This is a genomic window from Sphaerotilus sp., from assembly GCF_031429695.1.
GTDB lineage: Bacteria > Pseudomonadota > Gammaproteobacteria > Burkholderiales > Burkholderiaceae_C > Sphaerotilus.
Window position 1 is genome coordinate 31,877 of record NZ_JANPAB010000080.1, and the last position, 24,028, is coordinate 55,904.

Sequence of the window (24,028 nt, forward strand, 5' to 3'; positions counted from 1 at the left end):
GCCACAATTCGCCGCATCGCAGTTCCCAGAGACTCCACCGACATGCCCACCATCCTTCTGACCGGCGCCACCGGCTACATCGGCTCGCACACCTGGATCGCGCTCAAGGAAGCCGGCTTCAAGGTGCTGGGCGTGGACAACTTCGCCAACAGCTCGCCGGTCGTGCTGGCGCGCCTGGCCACGCTGCTCGGCGAGCAGCCGGTGTTCGAGGAAGCGGACGTGAACGACACCGCCCGCATCGAGGACATCATCGCCCGCCACGGCGTGTCGGCCGTCATCCATTTCGCCGCGCACAAAGCGGTCGGCGAATCGACCCAGAAGCCGCTCGAATACTTCCGCAACAACCTCGGCGGGCTCGTCAGCGTCGCCACTGCGATGAGCAACCGGGGGGTGAAGGCGCTGGTGTTCAGCTCATCGGCCACCGTCTACGGCCAGCCCGAGCGCCTGCCGATCACCGAGGACAGCGCCCTCTCGACCACCAACCCCTACGGCATGACCAAGCTGCTGGGCGAGCAGATGCTGCGCGAACTCGAAGCCTGCGATCCGGCGTGGGCGATCGCTTACCTGCGCTACTTCAACCCGGTCGGCGCCCACGCCAGCGGCCTGATCGGCGAAGACCCGCGTGGCATCCCGAACAACCTGATGCCCTACGTCACGCAGGTCGCCGTCGGCAAGCGGGCGCACCTGCAGGTCTTCGGCGGCGACTACGACACGCCGGACGGCACCGGCGTGCGCGACTACATCCACGTCGTCGATCTGGCCCAGGGGCACGTCGCCGCGCTGCGCCACCTGCTCGAAGCGAAGTCGTCGGTCACGGTCAACCTCGGCACCGGCCAGGGCTACAGCGTGCTGGACGTGGTGAAGGCGTTCGAGCGGGCCAGCGACCGCCCGGTGCCGTACCAGATCGTCGATCGCCGCCCCGGCGACATCGCGGCCTGCTACGCCGACCCAGGTGCCGCGCAGCAACTGCTGGGCTGGAAGGCCGAGCGCGGGATCGACCAGATGTGCGAGGACAGCTGGCGCTGGCAGTCGATGAACCCGCAGGGGTTTGTCGGCTGAGCCAGCATCCAATGAACCGGAACCTCTCGACCTTTCTCAACCTGTCGCGCTGGCTCGCCGCCTGGCTGGTGCTGGTCGGCCATGTGCGCCACATCGTGCTGGTTGATCTGGCGAGCGTCCACCAGGCCACCCTCGCCGACAAGGGCCTGTATTTCTTCACCGGCCTCGGCCATGAGGCCGTGGTGGTCTTCTTCGTCATCAGCGGTTTCCTCGTCGGCGGCACGACGCTGGAGCGCTGGCAGCAGCAAGGTCCGGATCTGAAGCGTTATGCCATCGCCCGTTTCAGCCGGATCTACACCGTGCTGGTCCCGGCGCTGCTTGTCGGGCTGCTGATGGATGTCGCCGGCCTGCGCTGGTTCAATGCCAGCGAGCTCTACACCAATGCGGTGCAATACCACACCATCTCGCTCAACAGTGACATCAGCGCCGGCCTGGACGCACGCACGCTGCTGGGCAACCTGTGCATGCTGCAGGGCATCTCGACCGGCATCTTCGGCAGCAACAACCCGCTGTGGAGCCTCGCCTATGAGTGGTGGTACTACGGCATCTTCGCGCTGCTGGCCGCCGCCTGGACCGGCACGGGCCTGGGCCGCTGGCGGCTGGTCAGCGCAATGGCCGGTTTGCTGCTCGCCGCGTGGCTGCCCGGGCACGTCACGCTCTGGGGCGGTATCTGGCTGCTCGGGCTACTCACGCACCGCTGGATCGCGTCGGGTGCCTGGCGACCACATCCGGTCGTCGGCCTCGCGGTGCTGGCCCTGGCCATCGTCTGGTTTCGGTTGAACCACAACGTGGAGAACGGCGACCATCCCGAGTCGCTGTTCACCGGGTTCGCACGCGATCTGGTGCTGGGCCTGGCGTTCTCGACCTCCCTCGCCAGCATCACCCGCCTGCAGGGCACGCTGGGCTTCAGCCACTTCCATGCACGGATGGCCGATTTTTCGTACACCACCTACCTGTGCCACTTCCCCGCCATGCTGCTGTTGATCGCGATCGCCTACCAATGGGCGGGTCTGCCATTCCAGTTGCAGCCGGACTTGCGCGGCATGGCCTATCTGGGTGGGCTGTCGGCGCTGCTGCTGGCGTACTGCCAGGCATTCGCATGGTTGACCGAGCGCCACACCGCAGCAGTGCAACGGTGGTTGCAGTCGACACTGGCGGGACCGCCGTTCACCCCGGAAAGTCAGACCCCATGAAAATCGATTTCGTCTCCGACGTCTCCTGCCCCTGGTGCGCGATCGGGCTGAACGCGCTGGAACAGGCCCTTGAGCGGGTCGCACCCCAGATCCAGGCCACGCTGCACTTCCAGCCCTTCGAACTCAACACATCAATGCCTGCCGAAGGCCAGGCCATCGTCGAGCACCTGACCGAGAAGTACGGCATCTCCGCCGAGCAGGTCGCCGCCAACACCGAGGCGATCCGCCAGCGCGGTGCTGGCGTCGGTTTCGAATTCGGCCTGGGCAAGCGCAGCCGGATCTACAACACGTTTGATGCGCACCGGCTGCTGCACTGGGCGGGGCTGCAATCCGACGAGGCCCAGCGCCGACTCAAGCACGCGCTGTTCAAGGCGTATTTCACCGATGGCCTGAGTCCGGGCGACCACGCAGTGCTCCTTGAGGCAGCGACTGCGGCCGGTCTGGACACCGAAGCTGCGCGCGCCGTGCTGGACAGCGATGCGCACGCCAACGACGTGCGCGAGAGGGAACTCTTCTACCAGCAGGCCGGCATCCGCTCGGTGCCCGCAGTGATCATCAATGACCGGCACCTGATCTCTGGCGGGCAGCCGGTCGAGGTATTCGAGCAAGCGTTGCGGCAGATCGCGGCAAGCTGAAGGGAATCCACGAGGGGTGCGGTGGCGTGGCACCCTCTGCCACAATTCGCCGCATGAACACCCAGGACATCTCCGCCTACATGGCCCGCGTCGGCGAGGCCGCCCGCGCCGCTGCCACGCTGATGGCCGCTGCCTCGACCAGCGCCAAGAACCGCACACTGCTGGCCCTCGCCCGCCTGCTGCGCGACAACGTGGTCGTGCTTGACGCCGCCAACGCGCTCGACCTGACCGCCGCCGCCGCGAACGGCCTGTCCGGCCCGATGCTCGACCGCCTGAAACTCGACGCCAAGGTCATCGCCACCGTTGCCGAAGGCTGCGAGCAACTGGCCGCGATGCCCGACCCGGTAGGCGAGATCACCGGGGTCAAGCGCCGCCCGACCGGCATCAGCGTCGGGCAGATGCGCGTGCCGCTGGGCGTGTTCGGGATGATCTACGAGAGCCGCCCGAACGTGACGATCGAGGCGGCGTCGCTGGCGATCAAGAGCGGCAACGCCTGCATCCTGCGCGGCGGCTCGGAGGCGATCCATTCGAATCTGGCGCTGTGGAAGCTGGTGCAGGCCGCGCTTGTCGAAGCCGGTTTGCCTGCCACCGCGGTGCAGCTCGTCGAGACCACCGACCGCGCCGCCGTCGGCCAGTTGATCGCGATGCCCGCGTTCGTGGACGTGATCATCCCGCGCGGGGGCAAGGGCCTGATCGAGCGCATCTCGGCCGAGGCCAAGGTGCCGGTGATCAAGCACCTCGACGGCAACTGCCACACCTACATCGACGCCGAGGTGGACATCCCGCAGGCGCTGGTCGTCACCGACAACGCCAAGACGCAGAAGTACAGCCCCTGCAACGCCACCGAGTCGCTGCTGGTGCATGTGGCGCAGGCGACGGCGTTCCTGCCGCAGATCGGCGCCATCTTCGCCGCGAAAGGCGTCGAGATGCGTTGCTGCCCACGGGCCAAGGCGATCCTGTCAGACGTGGCCGGCGCAGCCGTGGTGGAGGCGACCGAAGCCGACTGGTCCGAGGAATACCTGGCGCCCGTCATCAGCGTGAAGGTGGTCGATTCGCTCGACGAGGCCATCGCCCACATCAACCGCTACAGCTCGCACCACACCGAAGCCATCCTGACCACGAACCACCCGAACGCAATGCGCTTCCTGCGCGAGGTGGACTCGGCCAGCGTGATGGTCAACGCCAGCACGCGCTTTGCCGACGGCTTCGAATACGGCCTCGGCGCCGAGATCGGCATTTCCACCGACAAGTTCCACGCCCGCGGTCCGGTCGGGCTGGAGGGGCTGACGTCGATGAAGTGGGTCGTGCTCGGCCAGGGAGAGATCCGCCAATGACCGCCACCACCGCCCGCGATCCACGCACCGCCCTCGTGCTGTTCTCGGGCGGACAGGACTCGACCACCTGTCTGGCCTGGGCACTGGACCGGTTCAACCGCGTCGAGACGCTCGGCTTCGACTACGGCCAGCGCCACCGCATCGAGCTGGACTGCCGGCTGACCGTGCTCGCCGAGCTGCGCCAGCAGTTCCCGCAGTGGGCTGACCGGCTTGGCGACGACCACGTGCTCGACCTCGGCCTGATCGGGCAGCTCTCCGACACCGCACTCACCGCCGAGCGCGAGATCGAGTTCCAGGCCAACGGGCTGCCCAACACCTTCGTGCCCGGCCGCAACCTGCTGTTCCTCGGCTTCGCGGCGACGCTGGCGTATCGGCGGGGCGCGTCGGTGCTGGTCGGGGGCATGTGCGAGACCGATTATTCGGGCTACCCGGACTGCCGCGACAACACGCTCAAGGTGCTGCAGGTGGCGCTCTCGCTCGGGCTGGCGACACCGATGACGGTGGACACCCCGCTGATGTTCCTGACCAAGGCGCAGACCTGGGAACTCGCCGAGCAACTGGGCGGCCCGGCGCTGACCGCGCTGGTCATCGAGCACACCCACACCTGCTACCTCGGCGAGCGCGGCACGCGCCACCCGTGGGGCCACGGCTGCGGCCACTGTCCGGCATGCGAGCTGCGCCACGCCGGACACGCAGCCTGGCTGGCCGACGCAGGCTGACCCCGGCGGCCGCTGTGCCGCCCACCCCGGAGACACGAGATGGACATTGCCACCCTGGTGATCCTGGCTGTGCTGGCCTTCTGGATGCTCGGCGCCTACAAGCGCCTCAAACGGCTGCGCGCCAAAACCCACCACAGCTATGGCCCGCTGGCCAGCCACCTGCGCCAGCGCCATGCCGTGGCGCTGGCGCTGGCGCAGGCCGCCCGCCCGCTGCTGTCCGGTGACCAGCAGCCCGTCGCCGCCCAGCTGATCGATGCTGCGCGGCAGGCCGGCCGCGCCACCGACGAGGCACAGGCCCGCAGCATGCGTGGCAATGCACTGAAGGTGGTCGGCGCCGCCGAGGAGTCGCTCGGTACCCTGCTCGACCTGCTGGTCGGCGAGCTGCAGGACCTGACCTCCGGTCTCGGCCCCGAGCCGGCCATCACCGAGTTGCTGCGCCAGCGCGACGCCCTGCAGGAACAGATCCACATCTGTCGGCTGGTCTACAACCGCGAAGCCGAGCGCTACAACCACGCGCTGCATGTCTTCCCGACCACGCTGGTCGGACTGGCCTGGGGCTTCAAGACGGCCCCGTTGCTGTCCGGTCAGGCGGCGCTGCGGCTGAAGGGCCAGCCCAGCAGCCCGATGCCGCTCTGAACCCAGGCTTGCAGAAACACTTTTCGGCTGGACAAGGCGCAGTCCCGGGGGGCAGGATGCCAATGTTTGCCGAATCTGCAATTTTTGTTTCATGTCTGCCATCCCCCTGCTCCGCGTTCCGCCGAGGCTGGACCCCGAGTCGCAGGACGCCTGGTCCCGGCTGGAACGCCTGTCCGGGGAAGGCGAGCGGCGGGCCGCCGTGCTCGCGCTGCTGCTGACACCGGACAGCAACCGCGAACGGCGCGCCTGGCAGGAAGCCACCCATGGCGTCGAGACCAAGGCCCAGGTGCGCCGATGGACACAAGCCTTGCCGGCCAGCGCCCGCCTCCCCGCGCTGGACACACTGCTGCACCAATGCGCCGACGACCCGCTGGAAATGCGGCAGGCGCTGCTGCAGAGCGTGCGCCGCGTGATGTGTGCCGACGGGCGGATTGGTGCGCTCGACCGGCTGGTGTGGCTCACTGTGCGCCACTGGCTGGCAGGGCCGACACGCCCTCACCGCGGCGGTGTGCGCGAACGCAACGAACTCGACCACCTGCCGCTCGCCCTGCGCCAGGCAATCGCGCTATTCACCGCCTATCTCGCCCGCATGGTGCCTGGCGGCGTGCCGGAGGTGGAGGGCGTGCTCGTCGCCAGCGCTGGCACGGCCTGGCACGACACGGTGATGCAGGGCATCTGGGGCACCGACACCCCGCCACCGACCTGCCACGTACCGGACGTGGATGGCCTCGGCCGGGCGCTGCGGGGCCTGCAGGCCCTGGGCTGGATGCACCGGCCGGTGCTGGCGCGGCACTGGGTCGATGCGGCAAGCACCCGCCCCGGCCTGCTGGTCCACGCCGACGACGGCCTGCCGATGGCGGCCGAGGCGCTCTGGCTGGCCTGCGCGCTGCTGGACACGCCGCTGCCTCCAGCGCTGGCCTGTCACTTCATTCCGGTGAATCCGGCCTTCGGTCAGGTACGGGAGGCCGGCGGCACGTAGACTGCCGCCCGTGAACTCCTCCGATGCCCCCACCGCCCATCCCCACAGCCTGCCGCTGTCCCGCCTGCTCGCCCACACCGCCGACGCGGTCGCCGCCGTGCGCGCTGGTCGCTCGCTGACCGAGGCGCTGGCCGCCTGTCCCGCGCCCGCTCGCCCAGGCACACAGTCCCTGAGCTTCCACGTCATGCGCTGGATGGGCGGCGCCGAGGCCGCCCGCGAGCGCCTGGCGCCGCGCATGCCGCCACCACGTGTGGACGCCCTGCTGATCACCGCACTCGCGCTGCTCTGGCCCGATGCCGCAGCCCCGTACCCGGACCACACGCTGGTCGATCAGGCAGTCGCCTGTGCGCACCAGATTGCCCCCAAGAACGCGAGCTTCGTCAACGCGATCCTGCGCCGCTTCCTGCGCGAGCGCACTGCGCTGGTCGCCGATCTGAAGGCCACGCTGCCGGTCGCCCGCCACCAGCACCCGCGCTGGTGGATCGACCAGCTGCAGCGCGATTGGCCGAGCCAGTGGACGGAACTGCTGGCCGAAGCCAACCAGGCGGCACCGATGGTGCTGCGGGTCCACGCCGGCCACGGTGACGCGGCCAGCTACGTGGCCGAGCTGGCGGCATCCGGCCTGGGCGCCACGGCGGTGGGCACGCACGCCGTGGTGCTGGACCAGCCGGTGCCGGTGCAGCAGCTGCCAGGTTTCGACATGGGCCATGTCTCGGTGCAGGATCTCTCGGCGCAACGCGCCGGCCCGCTGCTGCTGGGCGCCGGACCGGACGCCCTGCCGGCTGGCGCCCGCGTGCTGGACGCCTGCGCCGCGCCGGGTGGCAAGACCGCCCACCTGCTGGAGCTGCGACCGGATCTGGAGCTGCTCGCGCTCGACAGCGATGCGGTCCGGCTGAAGCGGGTCGAGGAAACATTGGCGCGCCTGCACCTGCAAGGCGCCCGCACCGCAGCCGCTGATGCCCGGGACACCACAGCGTGGTGGGACGGCCGCCCCTTCGACGCCATCCTGCTCGACGCGCCCTGCAGCGCCTCGGGCATCGTGCGCCGCCATCCGGACGTGCGCTGGCTGCGCCGTGCCAGCGACATCGGCGACCTTGCCCGCACCCAGCGGGCGCTGCTGGACACGCTGTGGCCGCTGGTGCGCCCGGGTGGGCGGCTCGTGTACGCCACCTGCTCGGTCTTCCGGGCCGAGGGTTCGGGGCAGATTTCGGCGTTTTTGCAACGCCACGCCGACGCCCGCGCCGGGCAGGCTCCTGGCCACCTGCTGCCGCTGACCGACAATTCGACGCCCGCGGGCGATGGATTCTTCTACGCCCGGCTGGACAAACTGTCCTGACCACCGCCTACCCGCATGCCAACGCCTGCCCATTGCCCCGACAGCCTGACGCGTCTGCGTGCAGCCGTGGCCGCATGCGTGGTGCTCGTCCTGCTGCTGACCATGGCACCGGCCCAGGCACTGGACCTGCTGCGCCTGGACGCCCAGCGCAGCGAGCAGGGAATATTGCTGAACTTCGAGACCCGCTTCGACCTTCCCCCGAGCGTCGAGGATGCGCTGCAGCGCGGCGTGGCGCTGCATTTCCTGGCCGAAGCGGTGCTGATGCGCTCGCGCTGGTACTGGCGTGACAGGGAACTCGCCCACGCGACGCGCACCTGGCGCATTGCCTACCAGCCACTGACCTTCAGCTACAAGGTCAGCCAGGGCGGCCTGTCGCAGACCTACCGCTCGCTCGGCGAGGCGCTGCGGGCGCTGCAGCGCTTCAGCCAGTGGCGCATTGCCGATCCGGTGCCGGCGGAAGACGACCGCCATTACATCGAATTCGCCTACCGGCTCGACACCGAGCAGTTGCCACGGCCCCTGCAGATCGGCATCGGCAGCCAGCCGGAATGGACGCTCCGCGTGGCACGTACCTTCGCCCTGCCGGACTGATCGGCCCACCATGAGCCGCCGCTCCCTGCGCTGGACCCTGCTGATCGCCCTGCTGGCGGTGGGCGGCACCGTGCTGGTGCTGGCCTTCCTGCTGTCGATCGCCACCAACAACCGCGTGCTCTACGAACGCCATTACGCGTGGCTGCTGTGGGTCAACATCGGCGTGGCCGCTGCGCTGGGTCTGGTGATCCTGGTGGCACTGACCCATCTGGCACGGCGCATGCGCCACGGCAAGTTCGGCAGCAAGCTGCTGTTCAAGCTGGCGGCCATCTTCGCCTTCGTCGGCGTGATGCCCGGTGCGCTGATCTACGGTGTGTCCTACCAGTTCGTCTCGCGCAGCATCGAAAGCTGGTTCGACATCGAGGTCGAGGGCGCACTTGAATCCGGGCTCAATCTCGGCCGCACCACGCTACAGCTGCTCGTCAATGACGTCGCCACCAAAACCCGCCTCGCCGCCGAAAACGCCACCGAGAACTCCGACCGGCTCAAGCTGCTGACGCTGGAGCGCCTGCGCGAGCAGCTCTCGGCGCAGAGCGTGGCGCTGCTGTCGCCGACCGGGCAGGTGACGCTGTCGGCCGGTGGCGCGGTCGGCGCGGCCATGCTGCCGGACCGGCCGACCAGCACGATGATGCGCCAGGCCCGCAACCTGCGCGTCTACGCCCAGCTCGAAGGCCTGGACGCCGACACCCCGCCCGATCCCAAGGACAAGGCCGCCAGCCAGGCCCGGGTGCGCGCCATCGCCTGGATGCCCTCGACCAGCTTCAGCCTCGGCAGCGAGGACCGCTATCTGCAGGTCACCCAGCTCGTTCCACCGGAGCTGGCCGCCAACGCGCTGCGCGTGCAGGCCGCCTACAGCGAGTACCAGCAGCGTGCGCTCGGCCGCGGTGGGCTGCGCAAGATGTACATCGGCACGCTGACGCTCACGCTTATCCTGGGCGTCTTCAGCGCGCTGCTGATGGCCGCAGGTCTGGGCCACCAGCTCGGCCGGCCGCTGGTGATGCTGGCCGAGGGTGTGCGCCAGGTGGCCAGCGGCGACCTGAGCCCGACGGAGGTCTTCGCCTCGCGCGACGAGCTGGGCGGGCTGACGCGCTCGTTCGCTGTGATGACCCAGCAGCTGGCTGACGCGCGGGGTCTGGTGCAGCGCAGCCTGGCCGAGGTCGAGAGCGCCAAGACCCACCTGCAGACCATCCTCGACAACCTCACCTCCGGCGTCATCGTCTTCGACGCTGACGGCACCATCAACACCGTCAACCCCGGTGCGGCCCGCATCCTGTGCGTCGCACCGAGCGCCTGGGCGGGCCAGACACTCGACCAGTTGCCCGGCCTCGACGCCTTCGCCCGCACCGTCGCCCAGCACTTCGCCACCCACGCCGCCGATCTGGATCCCGGCGAACACGGCGATGGCGGCCGTGGCCACTGGCAAGAAGCGCTGGCACTGGGACACGCCGAGTCGGGCCAGACCCTGCTCGTGCGCGGCGCACTGCTGCCGGAAGGCGCGCGCCTGATCGTGTTCGATGACATCACCGACGTCGTGTCCGCCCAGCGCAGCGTGGCCTGGGCCGAGGTCGCGCGCCGGCTGGCCCACGAGATCAAGAACCCGCTCACCCCGATCCAGCTCTCGGCCGAGCGCCTGCAGCACAAGCTCGAAGCGAAACTGACAGGCCTGGACCAGCAGATGCTGGTGCGTTCGGTCGGCACCATCGTGGCGCAGGTCCAGTCCATGAAAACGCTGGTCAACGAGTTCCGCGACTACGCCCGTCTGCCCGCCGCCCAGCTGCTGCCGCTGGACCTGAACGCCCTCGTCACCGAGGTGCTCGGGCTCTATGCCGTGCAGCAGGAAAGCGGTCGGCTCCATCCACAACTGGCGCCTGATCTCCCCGCGTTGGCGGGTGATGCGAGCCAGTTGCGGCAAGTCATCCACAATCTGGTCCAGAATGCCCTTGATGCGGTCAACGACATGACAGACGGACAAGTCACCATCTCGACCGAGGCCACACGGGCCGAAGACGGCGTCGCCCGTGCCATCCGGCTCAAGGTGGTGGACAATGGCCCCGGTTTCTCCGAAAAAATCCTGAAACGTGCGTTCGAACCTTACGTCACCACCAAAGCCCGCGGCACGGGTCTCGGGCTGGCGGTGGTCAAGAAAATCGTCGAGGAACACGGCGCCAAGATCCGGTTGAACAACTTGTCCGACGAAACACAAGAAACTGCCCACGGCCCGACGCGAACCGGGGCACAAGTGTCCATCTCCTTTTTGCGGTGGGCCCGCTCACCCTCTGCCGACGTCCGCGCGTCCTGATCACCCATGGCCAATATTCTTGTCGTCGATGATGAAATGGGCATCCGTGCCCTGCTGCAAGAAATCCTGACCGACGAAGGGCACAGCGTCGAGCTGGCCGAAAACGCCGCTCAGGCCCGCACCCTGCGCGAACGCCAGCGTCCCGATCTGGTGCTGCTGGACATCTGGATGCCCGACGTGGACGGCATCACCCTGCTCAAGGAATGGGGCACGGGCGCGCAGCTCAACATGCCGGTGATCATGATGTCCGGTCACGGCACCATCGACACCGCCGTCGAAGCCACCAAATACGGCGCAATGGCCTTCCTGGAAAAACCGATCACGCTGCAGAAACTGCTGCGTGCGGTCGAGCAGGGTCTGTCCAAACCGGCACCGCGCAGCGTGGCACCGGCCAACCCGACGGGCACCAACGAGATGGCCAATGCGGGACTGGCGCGCATTGAGCGCATGGACTATCTGCCCGCGGTGGAGGCTACACACTACGCCACGCCGATGCACAGCAACTATGGCAACGGCTTGGCCGTAGCGCCGAGCATCACAATGGCCAGCGGCCCCCAGGCCGAGCAGATCTTCCTGCTCGACCGCCCCTTGCGCGAAGCACGGGATGCCTTCGAGAAGGCGTATTTCGAGTTCCACCTCGCCCGCGAAAACGGCAGCATGACCCGTGTCGCCGAACGTACCGGACTGGAGCGCACCCACCTCTACCGCAAGCTCAAGCAGCTTGGTGTGGACCTGACCCGAAACAAGCGTGGGGCCAGTTGATTGCTTGAAAAAATATCTGGGCGAATCTCTTGCGCCAGTCAGATTTCAAGTGCCATAATAGCGTTCTCTTGACGGCCAAGTAGCTCAGTTGGTAGAGCAGCGGATTGAAAATCCGCGTGTCGGTGGTTCGATTCCGCCCTTGGCCACCAGAATTCTGCAAGAAATCAACGGGTTAGGTGCTCAGGCTCCTAGCCCGTTTTTCTTTGTTTTTGTCACAGCCCTGCGGCCAATAGGAACACCCCATTCAACGTCTTCTCCACGGAACGCCCTTCCATCTCAACGAATCCGCAAACCTCGCCCAGATCGGCCTGGCCCACTCCAAAGTGGTGGCCTACCTGAGTGAATCGGTGTGCCGGGCCCGCTTCAAGCCGGCCCACCAGAACGCCAGCTTTTCCGAACTGCTCGTGTCCAATGCCGAGCACATCGCCGCCGCAGTGTCGCGCCGATTCGCCTCAGGAGCCCAGAGCACCTTCGTCCTGCGGTCCATGGATTTCTGACGGCCCACACGGCCAGTCGATCCCCTTGCCCAGCGCGTTGACCGGCAAGTGGTCGCCCACCGCGAAGGCCCTGGGTCGCTCTGGCGCTGTCAGATGCTGCGCGACCCATCGGTCCAGCGCTTCCGGCAATGCCTGTCGGTCGACCGCGCCCCGTGGCACGACGAACGCCTTGAGGCGTTCGCCTTCGTCCGGGGTCATCCGCCGCACGGTGGCTTCCTGCACCAGCGGGTGGGCCAGCAGCACCTGCCGCACCCGCTCTGGAAACACATTGACGCCGCCGACCTGCACGGCCTGATCCCGCCGCTCGGCGACATGGAACTGCACATCACCGCACCAATCGATCCGGTCCTGCAGCACCTGCTCGCAATGGCTGCCATTGGGCTGGAGCCGCTGCAGGGCGCTGCCTTCGCTGGCTGGTCGCGACCAGTGCGGCATCAGGCGATACGGGCTGGCAGGGCTGTCACGCCAGCCGATGCCGGCCGTCTCCGAGCTGCCGTAGACCTGCACCAGGCGCTGCAGACCCCGTTCGGACAATTCTGACGCCACGGTGGCTGGACAAGGCGCCGTGGAGCTGACACCCACGACATCCGGTGGCAACCGCCCCGCGTGTCGCGCCATGAGTGCCCAGTGCGCCGGATGGCTGACCAGCAGATCGCCTGGCGCAAGCCTCGCGGCCAGCGTCTGCGGAGTCATCCGGCGCACATCGTGCACGACCACGTCCGGCCAGCGCGTCGGCAGGAGCACGATGAACAGGAAGCCGTAGATGTGGTGGGCCGGAACGGCACTGAATAGCCGCTGCCGTCCCGCGAACAATGCGGCCAGGAAATCCACCTCCTGCTGGAGCGAGACCAATTCATGGGTGCAGGGTTTGGGCGCACCGCGGCTGCCCGAGGTGCGGAAGGTCAGCCCCAGGCTGGTGTGGTCCAGGCCGAGGCCGGCCAAGTGGACCCACTCACCGAAGCGTCGGCGCACCAGCAGCAGATCCTCGACGCCACTCTCGTGCAGGTGCAGCATCTCGTTCAGCGCCGAGGCCACTGACAGCCGCTCCAGCGAATCCAGCCCCAGGCCCTGTTCATCCAGCAGCAGATCAGCGGGCCAGGGGGGCGGGGGTGTGGCGCCTCCGCCGGGACGCAGGTGCGCCAGTTCATCCGCGACCAGATCGCCCACGACCCGCTCCAGTGCACCCGGCTGGCGCCACCATGGGGGAAGTACACGCGGGTCGGCCGCCATGTTCAGACCCGCTTGACGAAGATCCAGAAGGTCTCGCCGGAAAGCGCGCGCTTCATGTGCACCTTCACCTTGGTGGCCGTCATCTGGTTGTCGAAGACGTACTCGAAGATGGTGTTCAGGGCACCCGCTTTCACGCCGGCATCGAAGACGCCCTTGAATGCCGGACGGTTGGTGCAGGGCGCCACGTCCCGGAAAAAGTTGCGGCCCAGGACCGCTTTGGGATCCCGGCCTGTGATGGCACCTTCGGTCGCGTTGTACTTGAGGATCTTGCCGGAAGCGTCCACCTCGACAGCACCGAACGCGAGCTGGTTGAGCTGCGATGGGTTGAGCCGTGAGAGAACGTTCTCGATGTCGGTCTTGCCGAAACTGACCAGTTCGAGTGAGGGCGTCGCCGCGGTCGTCATGTGATTACCTTAGTTTGGGAGAAGCCTCCCTGTTCATCGGACGATCTGCGACCAACTTGAGGCCCAGTTCAGCGCTTCAGAAACGCTCCCAGTCGTCGGTGCCCGTCCGTTCGGGAGCAGACTCCTGCGGCGCGGCCCGTTCAGCCGGATACGGCGCTTTCTGGGTGAAATCAGGGCGGGTCACATTGCGCGCGCGGTCCTCGCCGCGGCGTTCAGCGCCGCTCCAGGCGTCGTTGGTGACCGACACATCCGCCGCGCTACCCGTGGCACCCGCGTGTCCGAGCTTGAACAGCGCCACCGCCTGGACCAGTTCGTGCGCCTGCTGCTTGAGGCCTTCGGCGGCGGCGGCCGACTCCTCGACCAGTGCCGCATTCTGCTGCGTGACCTGGTCCATCTGACTCACCGCCTGTCCGACTTGCTGCACACCCAGGCTCTGCTCGGCGCTGGCCGCGCTGATCTGGGCAACGATCTCGCTGACACGCTTGATGGACGCGACCACCTCGTCCACCGTGCGCCCGGTCTGGTTGACCAGAGCGGAGCCTTGTTCGACCCGCTCGACACTGGTGTTGATCAGACCCTTGATCTCGCGGGCAGCCGCTGCCGAGCGTTGCGCCAGCGAGCGCACTTCGCCCGCCACGACCGCAAATCCGCGCCCTTGCTCACCGGCCCTCGCCGCCTCCACTGCAGCGTTGAGCGCCAGGATGTTGGTCTGGAAAGCGATGCCGTCGATCACCCCGATGATCTCGGCGATCTTGCGCGACGCAGCGCTGATGCCGTTCATCGTGTCCACCACCTGGGCCACCATCTCGCCGCCGCGCACGGCCACGCTGGTGGCGCCCTGGGCCAGCGCGTTGGCCTGCTGGGCGCTCGCCGCGTTGGTGCGGACAGTCGAGTTCAGTTCGTCCATCGTGGCCGCAGTTTCCTCCAGCGCACTGGCCTGCTGCTCAGTGCGGGCGCTCAGATCCAGGTTGCCCTGCGCGATCTGGACACTGGCGGTGGCCACGCTGTCGGCGTTCTGGCGCACGGTGCCGACCACGCGGGTCAGCGAAGCCTGCATGGCCGCCATCGCGGTCATCAGCTCGCCCAGCTCGTCGCGCGAAGTCGCCGGGGGGGCATGGGTCAGATCACCATTGGCGATGCGCACGGCCGAGGCCCGCGCGGATTCCACCGCATCCGTGATCGAGCGGGTCACCCCGCGGCCCAGCGCGAAGCCCAGCGCGCTCAACAGCAGGCACGCGCCAACCAGCAACCACTCGAACTGGCGGCTATTGTTCAGGCGCGCCTTGAGTTCTGCCTCCAGAACAGCGCCTGCGTTGTGCTGCAAACCGTACACCTGATCGATCGACTCGGTCATGACCCGGAAGTAGTCCGCCGAGGCATGGCTCAGTGCGGCTGCACCCAGGACCTGATCCTGCGTGATCCGCTGCGCCGAGGTGAGGGCGGCCTGCACCCGGGCCACGTCGTCAGCCAGCGCGGTCTTGGCCCTGGGATCGAGATAGAACACCTTGTCCAGATTCAGTGTCACATCACGGGCCTGGCGTTGCGCCCGGTCCACCAGGGACAGGAGGACCGTCTTCTGCTCCGGCGCCAGCTCCTGTCGGGCCAGCGCCAGCGCACCGATGGCACGCATCTGGCCCAGCGACTCCGAAAGTTCCGGCGCCAGCTGCAGCGTGGCCACCGTCAGGAAATAGGACCCCGGTTGTGACTCCAGGGTCAGCCCGACCGCGTCCATCACCCGGCTGTGCAATTCGAGCTGGCGCGCGATCAGCGCCGTGTGGCGCTCGAAACTCTGCGGACCGGAAACACTGCGGGATGCCACGTCCTTGGCCAGCGTGCGCCATTCGACCGCCACACGCTCCCAGTCGCCCCGCAGCCGGACATCGTTCCCAAGGTCATGGGACAGTGCGGTGAACGCCTCGACCGCCTGCTCGGTCTCGGCCTGTCGCCCGCTGCGCTGCGGCTCGACATCGGACTTGCCCCCCAGCACGGCGGCGGACAACCCGCGGTGCTGCTGCGTCAGCTGCAGCACGCGCAGCAGACTTCGAGACGGCTGGATCCCCGCCAGTTCGTTCCGGGTGCGGCCCAGGTCCTGTTCGACGCTGCGCACGTAGTACGACAGCGGCACCATCACCATCACCGCAGCGACCGCGCCCAACAGGGCAAACTTGCGTGAAAGACGGAGATTACTGATGAATTGAGGCATGTTGGGCTCGTGACTGCAGGACGGCAACGTGTTCCGCACATGGAGGAACACGCTCAATGCAGTATCGACACCCGCTCCATGAGCTGTCGCCTGAAGTGCCCGCAGAACCCCTTGCATTTCTGCGGGAATGGTCCAATCGCCGTGATCACTGACCCCACGCCCCCACCCATGGCCTCCACGCAGTCTCCGCTCAAGTTCCTCTCGCCCGCCTGGTTTTCCATCGTGATGGGGCTGTGTGGCCTGTCGCTGGCGTGGCTGCGCGCCGCGCCGCTGATGGGCGATGTCACGGGCCATCTCGCCATCGCCTTCGGTGGACTCGCGATGCTGGTCTTCCTGGCGCTGGCGGCCATGAGCGCCGTACGGTTGCAGCGCCACCCCGAAGCGTGGGCGAGCGACTGTGCCCACCCGGTGCGCCACACCTTCCTGGCGACGGTACCGGTGTCGCTGATCCTGCTGGCCACGGTCGCGGTCGGGCTGTTCGGCATGCACACGGCCGCCAACGCGGTGTGGTGGGTCGGCAGCCTGAGCCAGCTCGGCGTGACGCTGTGGGTCGTCAGCCGCTGGTGGCGTGGCAACAAGACGAGCGGACTGCAGTGGCAGGTGGTGACGCCCGCACTGATCATCCCGGTGGTCGGCAATGTGCTGGTGCCGCTGGCGGGCGTCGCGCTCGGCCACACCGAGTGGTCGGCCGCGCAGTTCGGCATCGGCGTGCTGTTCTGGCCGCTGGTGCTGGCGCTGCTGCTGGTGCGCATCGCCGTGCAGGGAATGTGGCCGGAGCGGTTGATGCCATCGGTCTTCATCCTGGTCGCGCCACCGGCCGTGGTCGGGCTGTCGGCGCTGCAGCTCGGCGCGCCGCCCGTGCTCGGCTGGATGCTGTGGGGCATGGCGCTGTTCAGTTTCCTGTGGGCGGCCATGCTGGCGAAACGCATCGTCGCGCAGGCGTTCACGATCGCGCACTGGGGCCTGTCGTTCCCGATGGCCGCACTGGCCGGGCTCACGGCGCAGCTCGCCACGCCGAGCGGGCTGCTGGCGGTACTCGCGCCGATGCTGCTGGCGCTGACCTCGCTGGTGGTGTTCGGGCTCGGCATGGGCACCGTGCGCGGGTTGCGCCAAGGGACACTGCTGGCGCCGGAGCCGGTGGCGATGATCCAGCCAGTGGGCACGGAATGATTTTCAACACAACCAGATTGACCATGCAACACAGCAGCACCGCACAAGCGCCCCACGACACCGCCGCCACCCTCGCCCTCTGGGAATCCGACGAAGCCCGCGTGCGCGCCACCCTCGCCCCACCCGGCCTCGCCCGCCCCGAGCAGATCGCCCACCTCAGCGGCCTGGAATGGTTCGCCGCCATCGGCCGTGGCGAGCTGCCCTCGGTGCCGATCGGTGCGGCGATGGACTTCGTGCCGATCGAGTACGCGCACGGCCACTTCGTCTTCCAGGGCCGCCCGCACGCCCGTTTCGCCAATCCGATGGGCACCATCCACGGCGGCTGGATCGCCACGCTGCTGGATTCGTGCGTGGGCTGCGCCGTGCACACCACGCTCCCCGCCGGCAAGGGCTACACGACGGCCGAGCTGAAGATCAGCTACATCCGCGCACTGACCCCGCAAGTCGGTCTGGTGCGGGCCGAGGGACGGATCATCAACGCGGGCCGGCAGGTCGGGTTTGCCGAGGGGCGGCTGGTCGGCGCAGACGGCAAGCTGTACGCGCATGCCACGACAACCTGCGTGGTGCTGACCGCCAGCAAAGCCGTGGGCAGTTGAGCGCCGGCCCCTTCACTCTCCGTGTCTTCAGTGCGCCCCACCCGCATCGGCGGGCGCCGCATGACCCAGTCGCGCCGGCCGCCGCGTCCGCCACACCAGCGGGATCAGCAGCAGGAAGATCCCCGCCGACACCAGGAACACGTCGTCCGCCGCGCGGGTGTAGGCCTGCTGGTTGATCAGCCGCTCGACCTGCGCCAGCGCCTGCTCCATCCCGAACCCGCCGGACTGGATCGAGCGCAGCGCCTCGTCGGTCACCGGATCGCCCGCCGTCAGCCGCTCGGCGAGGTGCGCGTGGTGCATCACCGCGCGGTCCTGCCAGACCGTCGTGGCCACCGACGTGCCCATCGCGCCGGCCGTGATGCGCACGAAGTTCGACAGCCCGGCCGCCGCCGGCACCCGAGACGGGTCCAGCCCGGACAGCGTCAGCGTCGTCAGCGGGATGAAGAAAAACGACAGCGCGGCGCCCTGGATCACCGTCGGGATCAGGATCGAGACAAAGTCGGTCTGCAGCGTGAAGCGGCTGCGCAGCCACAGCACCAGCGAGAAGCACACGAACGCCCCGGTCGCCATCCAGCGCGGATCCCAGACCGACACCTTCTTGCCCACCAGCGGCGTCAGCAGGATCGCCAGCACGCCGACCGGCGCCATCGCCATGCCCGCCCAGGTGGCGGTGTAGCCCACCCACTGCTGCAGCCACATCGGCAGCAGCACGATGTTGCCGAAGAACAGCCCGTAGGCCACCGACAGCGTCAGCGCGCCATAGAGGAAGTTCGGCCGCGCGAACAGCCGCAGATCGACCACCGGGTGCGCGTCCGTCAGCTCCCAGGCGACGAAGACCGCGAAGCCGAACACCGCCACCACCGCCAGCGCGATGACCGTCGGCGAGTGGAACCAGTCCAGCTCGTGGCCCTTGTCAAGCATCAGTTGCAGCGCGCCGACCCACAGCACCAGCAGCGCCAGCCCCACCGTGTCGATCGGCAACTGCCGCGTCGGCGTCTCGCGGCGGCGGTAGATGCGCCAGGTGATGCCCGCGGCGAGCAGCCCGACCGGCACGTTGATGTAGAAGATCCACGCCCAATGCACGTGGTCGGTGATCCAGCCGCCCAGCAGCGGCCCGACCACCGGTGCCACCAGCGTCGTCATGCCCCACAGCGCCAGCGCCGTGCCCGCCTTCGTGCGCGGGTAGCTCGACAGCAGCAGCGTCTGCGACAACGGGATCATCGGCCCGGCCACCAGCCCCTGCATCACGCGAAAGACGATCAGCGCCTCCAGCGACGGCGCGAACCCGCACAGCCACGACGCCACCACGAACAGCAGCACGCTCCAGGTGAACAGCTTGACCGCGCCGAAGCGCTGCGTCAGCCAGCCCGTCAGCGGCACCGAGATCGCGTTGGCCACGCCGAAGCTGGTGATGACCCAGGTGCCCTGCGACGGGCTCACGCCCAGGTCGCCCGCGATCGCCGGCAGCGAGACGTTGGCGATCGACGAGTCCAGCACGTTCATGAACGTCGCCAGCGACAGCGCCAGCGTGCCGAGCGCGAGCTGGCCGCCTTCGAGCGGCGGTGGCGGCGTGTACGGCGCCGCGCCGGCGGCCGCGGCGGGCGCGCTCATGCCGGCTTGCGGGCGGTCGAGGCCGCCACGCCGACCCGGCCGAGGTTGGCAGCGATGATGCGCTGCACGTCGGCCTCCGCCTCGCGCTCCAGGCCGTCGTAGACCTCGGTGCGGTCCGGGTGCGCGGCCGGGGCAATGGCGGGCAGCACCGCGCCGTCCTGCTTGGCCACGTCCACCGTGACGTTCATCGACAGCCCGACGCGCAGCGGATGCGCTGCCACCTCGGCCCGGTCCAGCGTGATGCGCACCGGCACGCGCTGCACCACCTTGATCCAGTTGCCGGTGGCGTTCTGCGCCGGCAGCAGCGCAAACGCCGCGCCCGTGCCCGCGCCCAGCCCGGCGATGCGGCCGTGGTAGACCACCTTGTCGCCATAGACATCGGCCACCAGCTCCGCCGGCTGGCCCAGGCGCAGCGAACGCAACTGGCCTTCCTTGAAGTTGGCGTCAACCCAGGCGCCCTGCAGATCGACCACCGCCATCACCGGCGTGCCCGGCTGCACGCGCTGGCCGAGCTGCACGCTGCGGCGCGCGATGTGGCCCTCGACGGGTGCGAGCAGCTCGGTGCGCTTGAGCGCAATCCACGCCTCGCGCACCTTGCCCGCGGCACGTTGCACCGCCGGCTGCGACTCGACGCTGCCGCCGTCGGTGAGGATGCCGTTGCTGGTCCGCTGTTCCTGGGTGGCGTCGAGCGCGGATTTCGCCGCAGCGACCACACTGCGCGCCGAGGCGAGCTGCGCGGTGACGTGGTTGAACTCCTCGCGGCCGACCGCGCCGCTCTCGACCAGGGGCGCGCGGCGGTTCACGTCGTCCTGCGCGCGGGCGAGGTCGGCCTGGGCGCGCTTGAGGTCGGCTTCGCGCTGGGCGACCTGCGCGCCGAGCGTGTCGTTGCCGGTGTAGAGCTGGCGCACTTCGCGCACGGTCTGCGCGAGCTGGGCTTCGGCCTGCTCCAGCGCGAGCTTCGCGTCGGTGGCGTCCAGCCGCAGCAGCACCTGGCCAGCGCGGACGTGGTCGGTGTCGTCGGCCTCGACCGCCTTGACGGTGCCGCCGGCCAGCGCCGTGACCTGCACCACGCGGGCCTGGACATAGGCGTTGTCGGTGCTCTCGCTGTGGCGCGCATAGAGCGCCCACCACGCGCCGTAGCCACCACCGGCCAGCACGGCCACGGCGGCGATGCTGGTCAGCGCACGGCGGCGAGGGTTCGCGGGCGCGGTCGGCTTCGGGGAAACGTCAGTCGCAGGGTTGCTCATCGGGTGACTCGTCTTCATCGGTTGTTCTGGGCCGTCGCGCGCGGTGCATGCGGCGCATCCGGCAGGTTCGGTGGGGTGTTGACCGCGGTATAGCCGCCGCCGAGGGCCTGCATCAGTTGCACCCGCATGTCGAAAGCGCGGGCGCGCAGATCGACCGCAGCGCGGCGCTGCGCCAGCAATTGCTGCTCGGCGGTCAGCACGACCAGATAGTTGCCGAGCCCGGCGCCGAAGCGGCGCTGCGCGGCGTCGTGGGCTTGCTCGGCGGCCTGCAGCGCGCGGGCCTGCTCGGTGCGCTGGGCCTGCACGGCCTCGGTGCTGGTCAGCGCGTCGGCGGCTTCGCGCACCGCGTCGAGCAGCGCGCCGTTGTAGGCCGCGATCGACGCATCCAGATCGGCCGAGCGCGACTGCAGTTGCGCCCGCAGCCGGCCGCCGTCGAACAGCGGCAGCCGCAGCGCCGGGCCGACCCCCGCCTGCCGGCTGTCGAATTGGACCAGCCGGTCCAGCCCCAGCGCATTCAGCCCGACGAAGGCGTTGAGCTGCACATCGGGATAGAACTGCGCCCGTGCCTCGCGCACCCCCTGCGTGGCGGCTTCGACGCGCCAGCGTGCGGCCACGATGTCGGCACGGCGGCCCAGCAGGTCGGTGCCGATCTGGCCCGTGTCGGGCGCCGGCACCTGCAGCGCGTCCAGCCACGGGGCCAGCGCATCGAGCGCAGTCGGCGCCTGCGAGGTCAGCGCGGCCAGGGCGTGGCGCACCAGGGTGATCTGCTCGTCCAGCGCGAGGCGCTGGGTGCGGGCGTCGGGCACGGCGGCTTCGGCCTGGCGCAGCTCGACCTGGGTATCCAGCCCGCCCTGCACGCGGCGCTGCACCAGGTCCAGCGTCCGGGTCCGCAGCACGAGGGTGCGATCGGCCACCTCGCGCTGCGCCAGCAGGCGGGCCAGCGCGAGGTACTGGCGCGTCACGGCGCCTGCCAGCGCCTGTCGGGCCGCGAATAGCTCGGCCTGCAGCGCCTGCTCCTGGCCGACGGCGGCGGCAAGCGCAGCACGGTGGCGGCCGAAGAAGTCCAGCGACCACGCGCCGCCGATCTGCAGATTGCCGGTGTCGCGCACGCTGCCGGCGATCGGCGGCGGCACCAGCCCGTTGGCGGTGTAGCGCTGGCGGGTCGCGTCGGCGGACAGGCCGATCTGCGGCGCCTCGCTCGCCTGCGCGCCGCCGCGGGCGGCCTGGGCGCGGGCGAGCCGGGCCATGGCCGCCTGCACGCTCGGGTGGTCCGCCGTGGCGCGTTCGACCAGCGTGTCGAGCGCCGGATCGCCGAGCGCCTTCCACCAGCCGTCGCCTGCGGCGAATGCACCGGTGTCGGCCTGCAGCCCGAGTTGCGCCGGCAGCAGCGCCGCCTGCACGGGAATGGGCGCACCGGGACTGGCGCACCCGGTCATCACCAGGGCCGCCGCCAGCGCCAGCGCGCCAACGAGGGGCGTCATCGTGTCCAGGCGGTTCATGCTGCGCCCTTCTCGCGCGCGGCCACCACGGGCACACGCATTGCTTCACCATTGACCAGAAGACGGCGCAGCAGCCCCATGAGCTGCTCGAACTCCTCGATCGAGAAGCCCTCCAGATGCTGGTTGAGCACAAACGTCAGCACTGGCGGCACCTGCTCGGCCACCACCCGGCCGGTCTCGGTCAGCGCCAGATTCACCACGCGCCGGTCGGTGCAGGACCGCTCGCGCCGCACGAGCTGCTTGGCTTCGAGCCGGTCCAGCACGCGGGTCACGCCCGCCGGATCGACCTGCAGATCACGCGCCAGCGTCACCGCCGTCGTGTCCTCGGGCCGGCACAGCAGGTGAAACAGGGGCAGCCACTGCGCGTGGGTCAGGTCGAGTTCGTCCAGGCGGCGGTCAGCCTCCTGCAGGATCGACGTCAGCACCTGGCGCATCAGCAGGCCCAGGCTGCGCTCGGGCCGGTAGGTCTCGGCGGTATAGATCGGCGGGAGTGGCCCCGCCGCAGGATTGGTCGTGTGCATGGCGCCAATCTTATTGTCTAGTCAATCATTGCTTAGGCAATTTAATTAGTCCCTATTTTCTCTGTGGACTTAATCAGGCCGCGGACACGCACCGCATCAGACTGATCCGCCAAGTCCCTGACAATACGCACCATGCACACGGCGTGGCACAGTCACACTGCACTGGCAAGCTCCGCCGAACGAAGAGGCGCTGGATCTAGAACTACAGGGGCACGCCCCGAGGACATACGCGATGAAACGATTGGACGACTTCCGCATGCAGATGGGCCGCCACGAGCTGGTCCCCATCATGGTCGGCGGCATGGGGGTGGACATTTCCTCTTCCGACCTGGCGCTGGAGGCGGCGCGCCTGGGCGGCGTCGGCCACATCTCGGACGCGATGATCAAGACGGTCACCGACCGCCGCTACAAGACCAAGTACGTCAAGGCCAAGCAGGCGATGTACAAGCTCAACGTCGAGTCCGAGGACAAGTCGGCCGTCAAGTTCGACCTTGGTCACCTCGCCGAAGCCACGCGCCTGCACGTCGAAAGCACCATGACCCGCAAGCAGGGCAGCGGTCTGGTGTTCATCAACTGCATGGAAAAGCTGACGATGAACGGGCCGAAGGAGACGCTGAAGGTGCGGATGGCCTCGGCGCTGGACGCCGGCATCGACGGCATCACGCTCGCCGCCGGCCTGCACCTCGGCTCCTTCGCGCTGATCGAGGACCACCCGCGTTTCCGCGACGCCAAGCTCGGCATCATCGTGTCGTCGCTGCGCGCGCTGCAGCTCTTCCTGAAGAAGAACGCCCGCCTGAACCGCCTGCCCGACTACATCGTCGTCGAAGGCCCGCTCGCGGGCGGTCACCTCGGTTTCGGCATGGACTGGGCCGAGTACGACCTGGCCACCATCGTCGCCGAGATCCTGACGTGGATGAAGGCGGAGAAGCTCGACATCCCGGTCCTGCCGGCGGGCGGCATCTTTACCGGCAGCGACGCGGTGCGTTTCCTGGAGATGGGCGCGTCCGGCGTGCAGGTGGCGACGCGCTTCACCGTGACCAAGGAATGCGGCCTGCCCGATGACATCAAGCAGGAATACTTCAAGGCCGACGAGGACGACATCGAGGTCAACCAGATCTCGCCCACCGGCTACCCGATGCGCATGATCAAGTCGAGCCCCGGCATCGGCGACGGCATCCGCCCGAACTGCGAGGCCTACGGCTACCTGCTCGACGCCAACGGCAAGTGCGCCTACATCACCGCCTACAACCGCGAAGTGGCGGCGCATCCGGGTGTCAAGCGCATCTCGGTGATGGACAAGACCTGCCTGTGCACGCAGATGCGCAACTTCGACATCTGGACCTGCGGCCAGCTGACGTGGCGCCTGAAGGACACGACGCACCGCCACGCCGATGGCCGCTACCAGTTGCTCACCGCCGAGCACGTGTTCCAGGACTATCGGTTCAGCACGGACGACAAGGTCAGCCTGCCAGAAGCGGGCGTGGTGCTGGCCGACTGAACTCGACGC

21 protein-coding genes and 1 tRNA gene are annotated in these 24,028 nt (G+C 68.5%); 15 read left to right on the top strand and 7 right to left on the bottom strand.

Annotated features, from left to right (window positions below; translation table 11 throughout):
- Positions 1–42: 42 nt before the first annotated feature.
- The 12 genes from galE (at position 43) to RMP06_RS15660 (ending at position 11,692) form a co-directional block, all read left to right on the top strand.
- Positions 43–1,059 carry a UDP-glucose 4-epimerase GalE gene (galE, locus tag RMP06_RS15605; protein ID WP_310462711.1) on the top strand — a complete coding sequence of 339 codons (1,017 nt, stop codon included), beginning with the start codon at positions 43–45 and terminating at the stop codon, positions 1,057–1,059.
- An 11-nt stretch (positions 1,060–1,070) separates the two neighbouring features.
- Positions 1,071–2,252: an acyltransferase family protein gene (locus RMP06_RS15610; RefSeq protein WP_310462712.1), complete on the top strand. Its 1,182-nt coding sequence runs from the start codon at positions 1,071–1,073 to the stop codon at positions 2,250–2,252.
- Positions 2,249–2,887 (top strand): DsbA family oxidoreductase, encoded by a 639-nt coding sequence (locus tag RMP06_RS15615; RefSeq protein WP_310462713.1) that lies wholly within the window; start codon positions 2,249–2,251, stop codon positions 2,885–2,887. The genes RMP06_RS15610 and RMP06_RS15615 overlap by 4 nt, the downstream gene beginning before the upstream one ends.
- A 53-nt stretch (positions 2,888–2,940) precedes the next feature.
- On the top strand, positions 2,941–4,221 hold the full coding sequence (locus tag RMP06_RS15620; protein ID WP_310462714.1) for a glutamate-5-semialdehyde dehydrogenase: 1,281 nt from the start codon (positions 2,941–2,943) through the stop codon (positions 4,219–4,221).
- Positions 4,218–4,940 (top strand): 7-cyano-7-deazaguanine synthase QueC, encoded by a 723-nt coding sequence (gene queC, locus RMP06_RS15625; protein WP_310462715.1) that lies wholly within the window; start codon positions 4,218–4,220, stop codon positions 4,938–4,940. The genes RMP06_RS15620 and queC overlap by 4 nt, the downstream gene beginning before the upstream one ends.
- Before the next feature lie 39 nt (positions 4,941–4,979).
- A complete protein-coding gene (locus RMP06_RS15630) occupies positions 4,980–5,576 on the top strand; it encodes a LemA family protein (protein ID WP_310462716.1) in 597 nt (198 codons plus the stop codon).
- A 91-nt stretch (positions 5,577–5,667) separates the two neighbouring features.
- Positions 5,668–6,555, top strand: a complete 888-nt coding sequence (locus tag RMP06_RS15635; protein WP_310462717.1) for a hypothetical protein — start codon at positions 5,668–5,670, stop codon at positions 6,553–6,555.
- Positions 6,556–6,565: 10 nt separating this feature from the next.
- Positions 6,566–7,891: a 16S rRNA (cytosine(967)-C(5))-methyltransferase RsmB gene (rsmB, locus tag RMP06_RS15640; RefSeq protein ID WP_310462718.1), complete on the top strand. Its 1,326-nt coding sequence runs from the start codon at positions 6,566–6,568 to the stop codon at positions 7,889–7,891.
- 15 nt (positions 7,892–7,906) lie between these two features.
- Positions 7,907–8,482 (top strand): DUF4390 domain-containing protein, encoded by a 576-nt coding sequence (locus tag RMP06_RS15645; RefSeq protein ID WP_310462719.1) that lies wholly within the window; start codon positions 7,907–7,909, stop codon positions 8,480–8,482.
- Positions 8,483–8,492: 10 nt separating this feature from the next.
- A complete protein-coding gene (locus tag RMP06_RS15650) occupies positions 8,493–10,781 on the top strand; it encodes a sensor histidine kinase (RefSeq protein ID WP_310462720.1) in 2,289 nt (762 codons plus the stop codon).
- A gap of 6 nt (positions 10,782–10,787) precedes the next feature.
- Positions 10,788–11,543: a response regulator gene (locus tag RMP06_RS15655; RefSeq protein ID WP_310462721.1), complete on the top strand. Its 756-nt coding sequence runs from the start codon at positions 10,788–10,790 to the stop codon at positions 11,541–11,543.
- Positions 11,544–11,616: 73 nt separating this feature from the next.
- A tRNA-Phe gene (locus RMP06_RS15660) sits at positions 11,617–11,692 on the top strand.
- Positions 11,693–11,995: 303 nt separating this feature from the next.
- On the opposite strand, the gene pcl is transcribed toward RMP06_RS15660, so the two are convergent.
- From pcl to RMP06_RS15675, 3 genes are all read right to left on the bottom strand, one after another.
- Positions 11,996–13,270: a 4-coumarate--CoA ligase gene (pcl, locus tag RMP06_RS15665; RefSeq protein WP_310462722.1), complete on the bottom strand. Its 1,275-nt coding sequence runs from the start codon at positions 13,268–13,270 to the stop codon at positions 11,996–11,998.
- Between the two features lie 2 nt (positions 13,271–13,272).
- Positions 13,273–13,674, bottom strand: a complete 402-nt coding sequence (gene pyp / locus RMP06_RS15670) for a photoactive yellow protein (protein ID WP_310462723.1) — start codon at positions 13,672–13,674, stop codon at positions 13,273–13,275.
- Between the two features lie 76 nt (positions 13,675–13,750).
- Positions 13,751–15,877, bottom strand: a complete 2,127-nt coding sequence (locus tag RMP06_RS15675) for a methyl-accepting chemotaxis protein (protein ID WP_310462724.1) — start codon at positions 15,875–15,877, stop codon at positions 13,751–13,753.
- 168 nt (positions 15,878–16,045) lie between these two features.
- On the opposite strand from RMP06_RS15675, the gene RMP06_RS15680 reads away from it, so the two are divergent.
- Both RMP06_RS15680 and RMP06_RS15685 read left to right on the top strand, forming a co-directional pair.
- The gene (locus RMP06_RS15680; protein WP_310462725.1) at positions 16,046–17,047 is read left to right on the top strand and encodes an SLAC1 anion channel family protein; all 1,002 of its coding nucleotides are present in this window, start codon (positions 16,046–16,048) and stop codon (positions 17,045–17,047) included.
- A gap of 23 nt (positions 17,048–17,070) precedes the next feature.
- Positions 17,071–17,643 (top strand): PaaI family thioesterase, encoded by a 573-nt coding sequence (locus RMP06_RS15685; protein WP_310462726.1) that lies wholly within the window; start codon positions 17,071–17,073, stop codon positions 17,641–17,643.
- A gap of 27 nt (positions 17,644–17,670) precedes the next feature.
- Here the strand turns inward: RMP06_RS15685 and RMP06_RS15690 are convergent, their stop codons facing one another.
- The 4 genes from RMP06_RS15690 to RMP06_RS15705 are packed head-to-tail and all read right to left on the bottom strand — an operon-like array spanning position 17,671 to position 22,521.
- Entirely contained in the window at positions 17,671–19,254 is a 1,584-nt protein-coding gene (locus RMP06_RS15690) for a DHA2 family efflux MFS transporter permease subunit (RefSeq protein ID WP_310462727.1), read from the bottom strand.
- The gene (locus tag RMP06_RS15695; RefSeq protein ID WP_310462728.1) at positions 19,251–20,501 is read right to left on the bottom strand and encodes an HlyD family secretion protein; all 1,251 of its coding nucleotides are present in this window, start codon (positions 20,499–20,501) and stop codon (positions 19,251–19,253) included. Before RMP06_RS15695 ends, RMP06_RS15690 begins: the two co-directional genes overlap by 4 nt.
- A gap of 14 nt (positions 20,502–20,515) precedes the next feature.
- On the bottom strand, positions 20,516–22,000 hold the full coding sequence (locus RMP06_RS15700; protein WP_310462729.1) for an efflux transporter outer membrane subunit: 1,485 nt from the start codon (positions 21,998–22,000) through the stop codon (positions 20,516–20,518).
- Positions 21,997–22,521: a MarR family winged helix-turn-helix transcriptional regulator gene (locus RMP06_RS15705; RefSeq protein WP_310462730.1), complete on the bottom strand. Its 525-nt coding sequence runs from the start codon at positions 22,519–22,521 to the stop codon at positions 21,997–21,999. Before RMP06_RS15705 ends, RMP06_RS15700 begins: the two co-directional genes overlap by 4 nt.
- A 232-nt stretch (positions 22,522–22,753) precedes the next feature.
- On the opposite strand from RMP06_RS15705, the gene RMP06_RS15710 reads away from it, so the two are divergent.
- A complete protein-coding gene (locus RMP06_RS15710) occupies positions 22,754–24,019 on the top strand; it encodes a nitronate monooxygenase (RefSeq protein WP_310462731.1) in 1,266 nt (421 codons plus the stop codon).
- Positions 24,020–24,028: the final 9 nt, after the last annotated feature.

Excerpts from the sequence above, each read along its gene's own strand:
- galE (WP_310462711.1), top strand. The coding sequence starts at position 43 with ATGCCCACCATCCTTCTGACCGGCGCCACCGGCTACATCGGCTCGCAC.
- RMP06_RS15610 (WP_310462712.1), top strand. The coding sequence starts at position 1,071 with ATGAACCGGAACCTCTCGACCTTTCTCAACCTGTCGCGCTGGCTCGCC.
- RMP06_RS15615 (WP_310462713.1), top strand. The coding sequence starts at position 2,249 with ATGAAAATCGATTTCGTCTCCGACGTCTCCTGCCCCTGGTGCGCGATC.
- RMP06_RS15620 (WP_310462714.1), top strand. The coding sequence starts at position 2,941 with ATGAACACCCAGGACATCTCCGCCTACATGGCCCGCGTCGGCGAGGCC.
- queC (WP_310462715.1), top strand. The coding sequence starts at position 4,218 with ATGACCGCCACCACCGCCCGCGATCCACGCACCGCCCTCGTGCTGTTC.
- RMP06_RS15630 (WP_310462716.1), top strand. The coding sequence starts at position 4,980 with ATGGACATTGCCACCCTGGTGATCCTGGCTGTGCTGGCCTTCTGGATG.
- RMP06_RS15635 (WP_310462717.1), top strand. The coding sequence starts at position 5,668 with ATGTCTGCCATCCCCCTGCTCCGCGTTCCGCCGAGGCTGGACCCCGAG.
- RMP06_RS15645 (WP_310462719.1), top strand. The coding sequence starts at position 7,907 with ATGCCAACGCCTGCCCATTGCCCCGACAGCCTGACGCGTCTGCGTGCA.
- RMP06_RS15650 (WP_310462720.1), top strand. The coding sequence starts at position 8,493 with ATGAGCCGCCGCTCCCTGCGCTGGACCCTGCTGATCGCCCTGCTGGCG.
- RMP06_RS15655 (WP_310462721.1), top strand. The coding sequence starts at position 10,788 with ATGGCCAATATTCTTGTCGTCGATGATGAAATGGGCATCCGTGCCCTG.
- pcl (WP_310462722.1), bottom strand. The coding sequence starts at position 13,270 with ATGGCGGCCGACCCGCGTGTACTTCCCCCATGGTGGCGCCAGCCGGGT.
- pyp (WP_310462723.1), bottom strand. The coding sequence starts at position 13,674 with ATGACGACCGCGGCGACGCCCTCACTCGAACTGGTCAGTTTCGGCAAG.
- RMP06_RS15675 (WP_310462724.1), bottom strand. The coding sequence starts at position 15,877 with ATGCCTCAATTCATCAGTAATCTCCGTCTTTCACGCAAGTTTGCCCTG.
- RMP06_RS15680 (WP_310462725.1), top strand. The coding sequence starts at position 16,046 with ATGGCCTCCACGCAGTCTCCGCTCAAGTTCCTCTCGCCCGCCTGGTTT.
- RMP06_RS15685 (WP_310462726.1), top strand. The coding sequence starts at position 17,071 with ATGCAACACAGCAGCACCGCACAAGCGCCCCACGACACCGCCGCCACC.
- RMP06_RS15690 (WP_310462727.1), bottom strand. The coding sequence starts at position 19,254 with ATGAGCGCGCCCGCCGCGGCCGCCGGCGCGGCGCCGTACACGCCGCCA.
- RMP06_RS15695 (WP_310462728.1), bottom strand. The coding sequence starts at position 20,501 with ATGAGCAACCCTGCGACTGACGTTTCCCCGAAGCCGACCGCGCCCGCG.
- RMP06_RS15700 (WP_310462729.1), bottom strand. The coding sequence starts at position 22,000 with ATGAACCGCCTGGACACGATGACGCCCCTCGTTGGCGCGCTGGCGCTG.
- RMP06_RS15705 (WP_310462730.1), bottom strand. The coding sequence starts at position 22,521 with ATGCACACGACCAATCCTGCGGCGGGGCCACTCCCGCCGATCTATACC.
- RMP06_RS15710 (WP_310462731.1), top strand. The coding sequence starts at position 22,754 with ATGAAACGATTGGACGACTTCCGCATGCAGATGGGCCGCCACGAGCTG.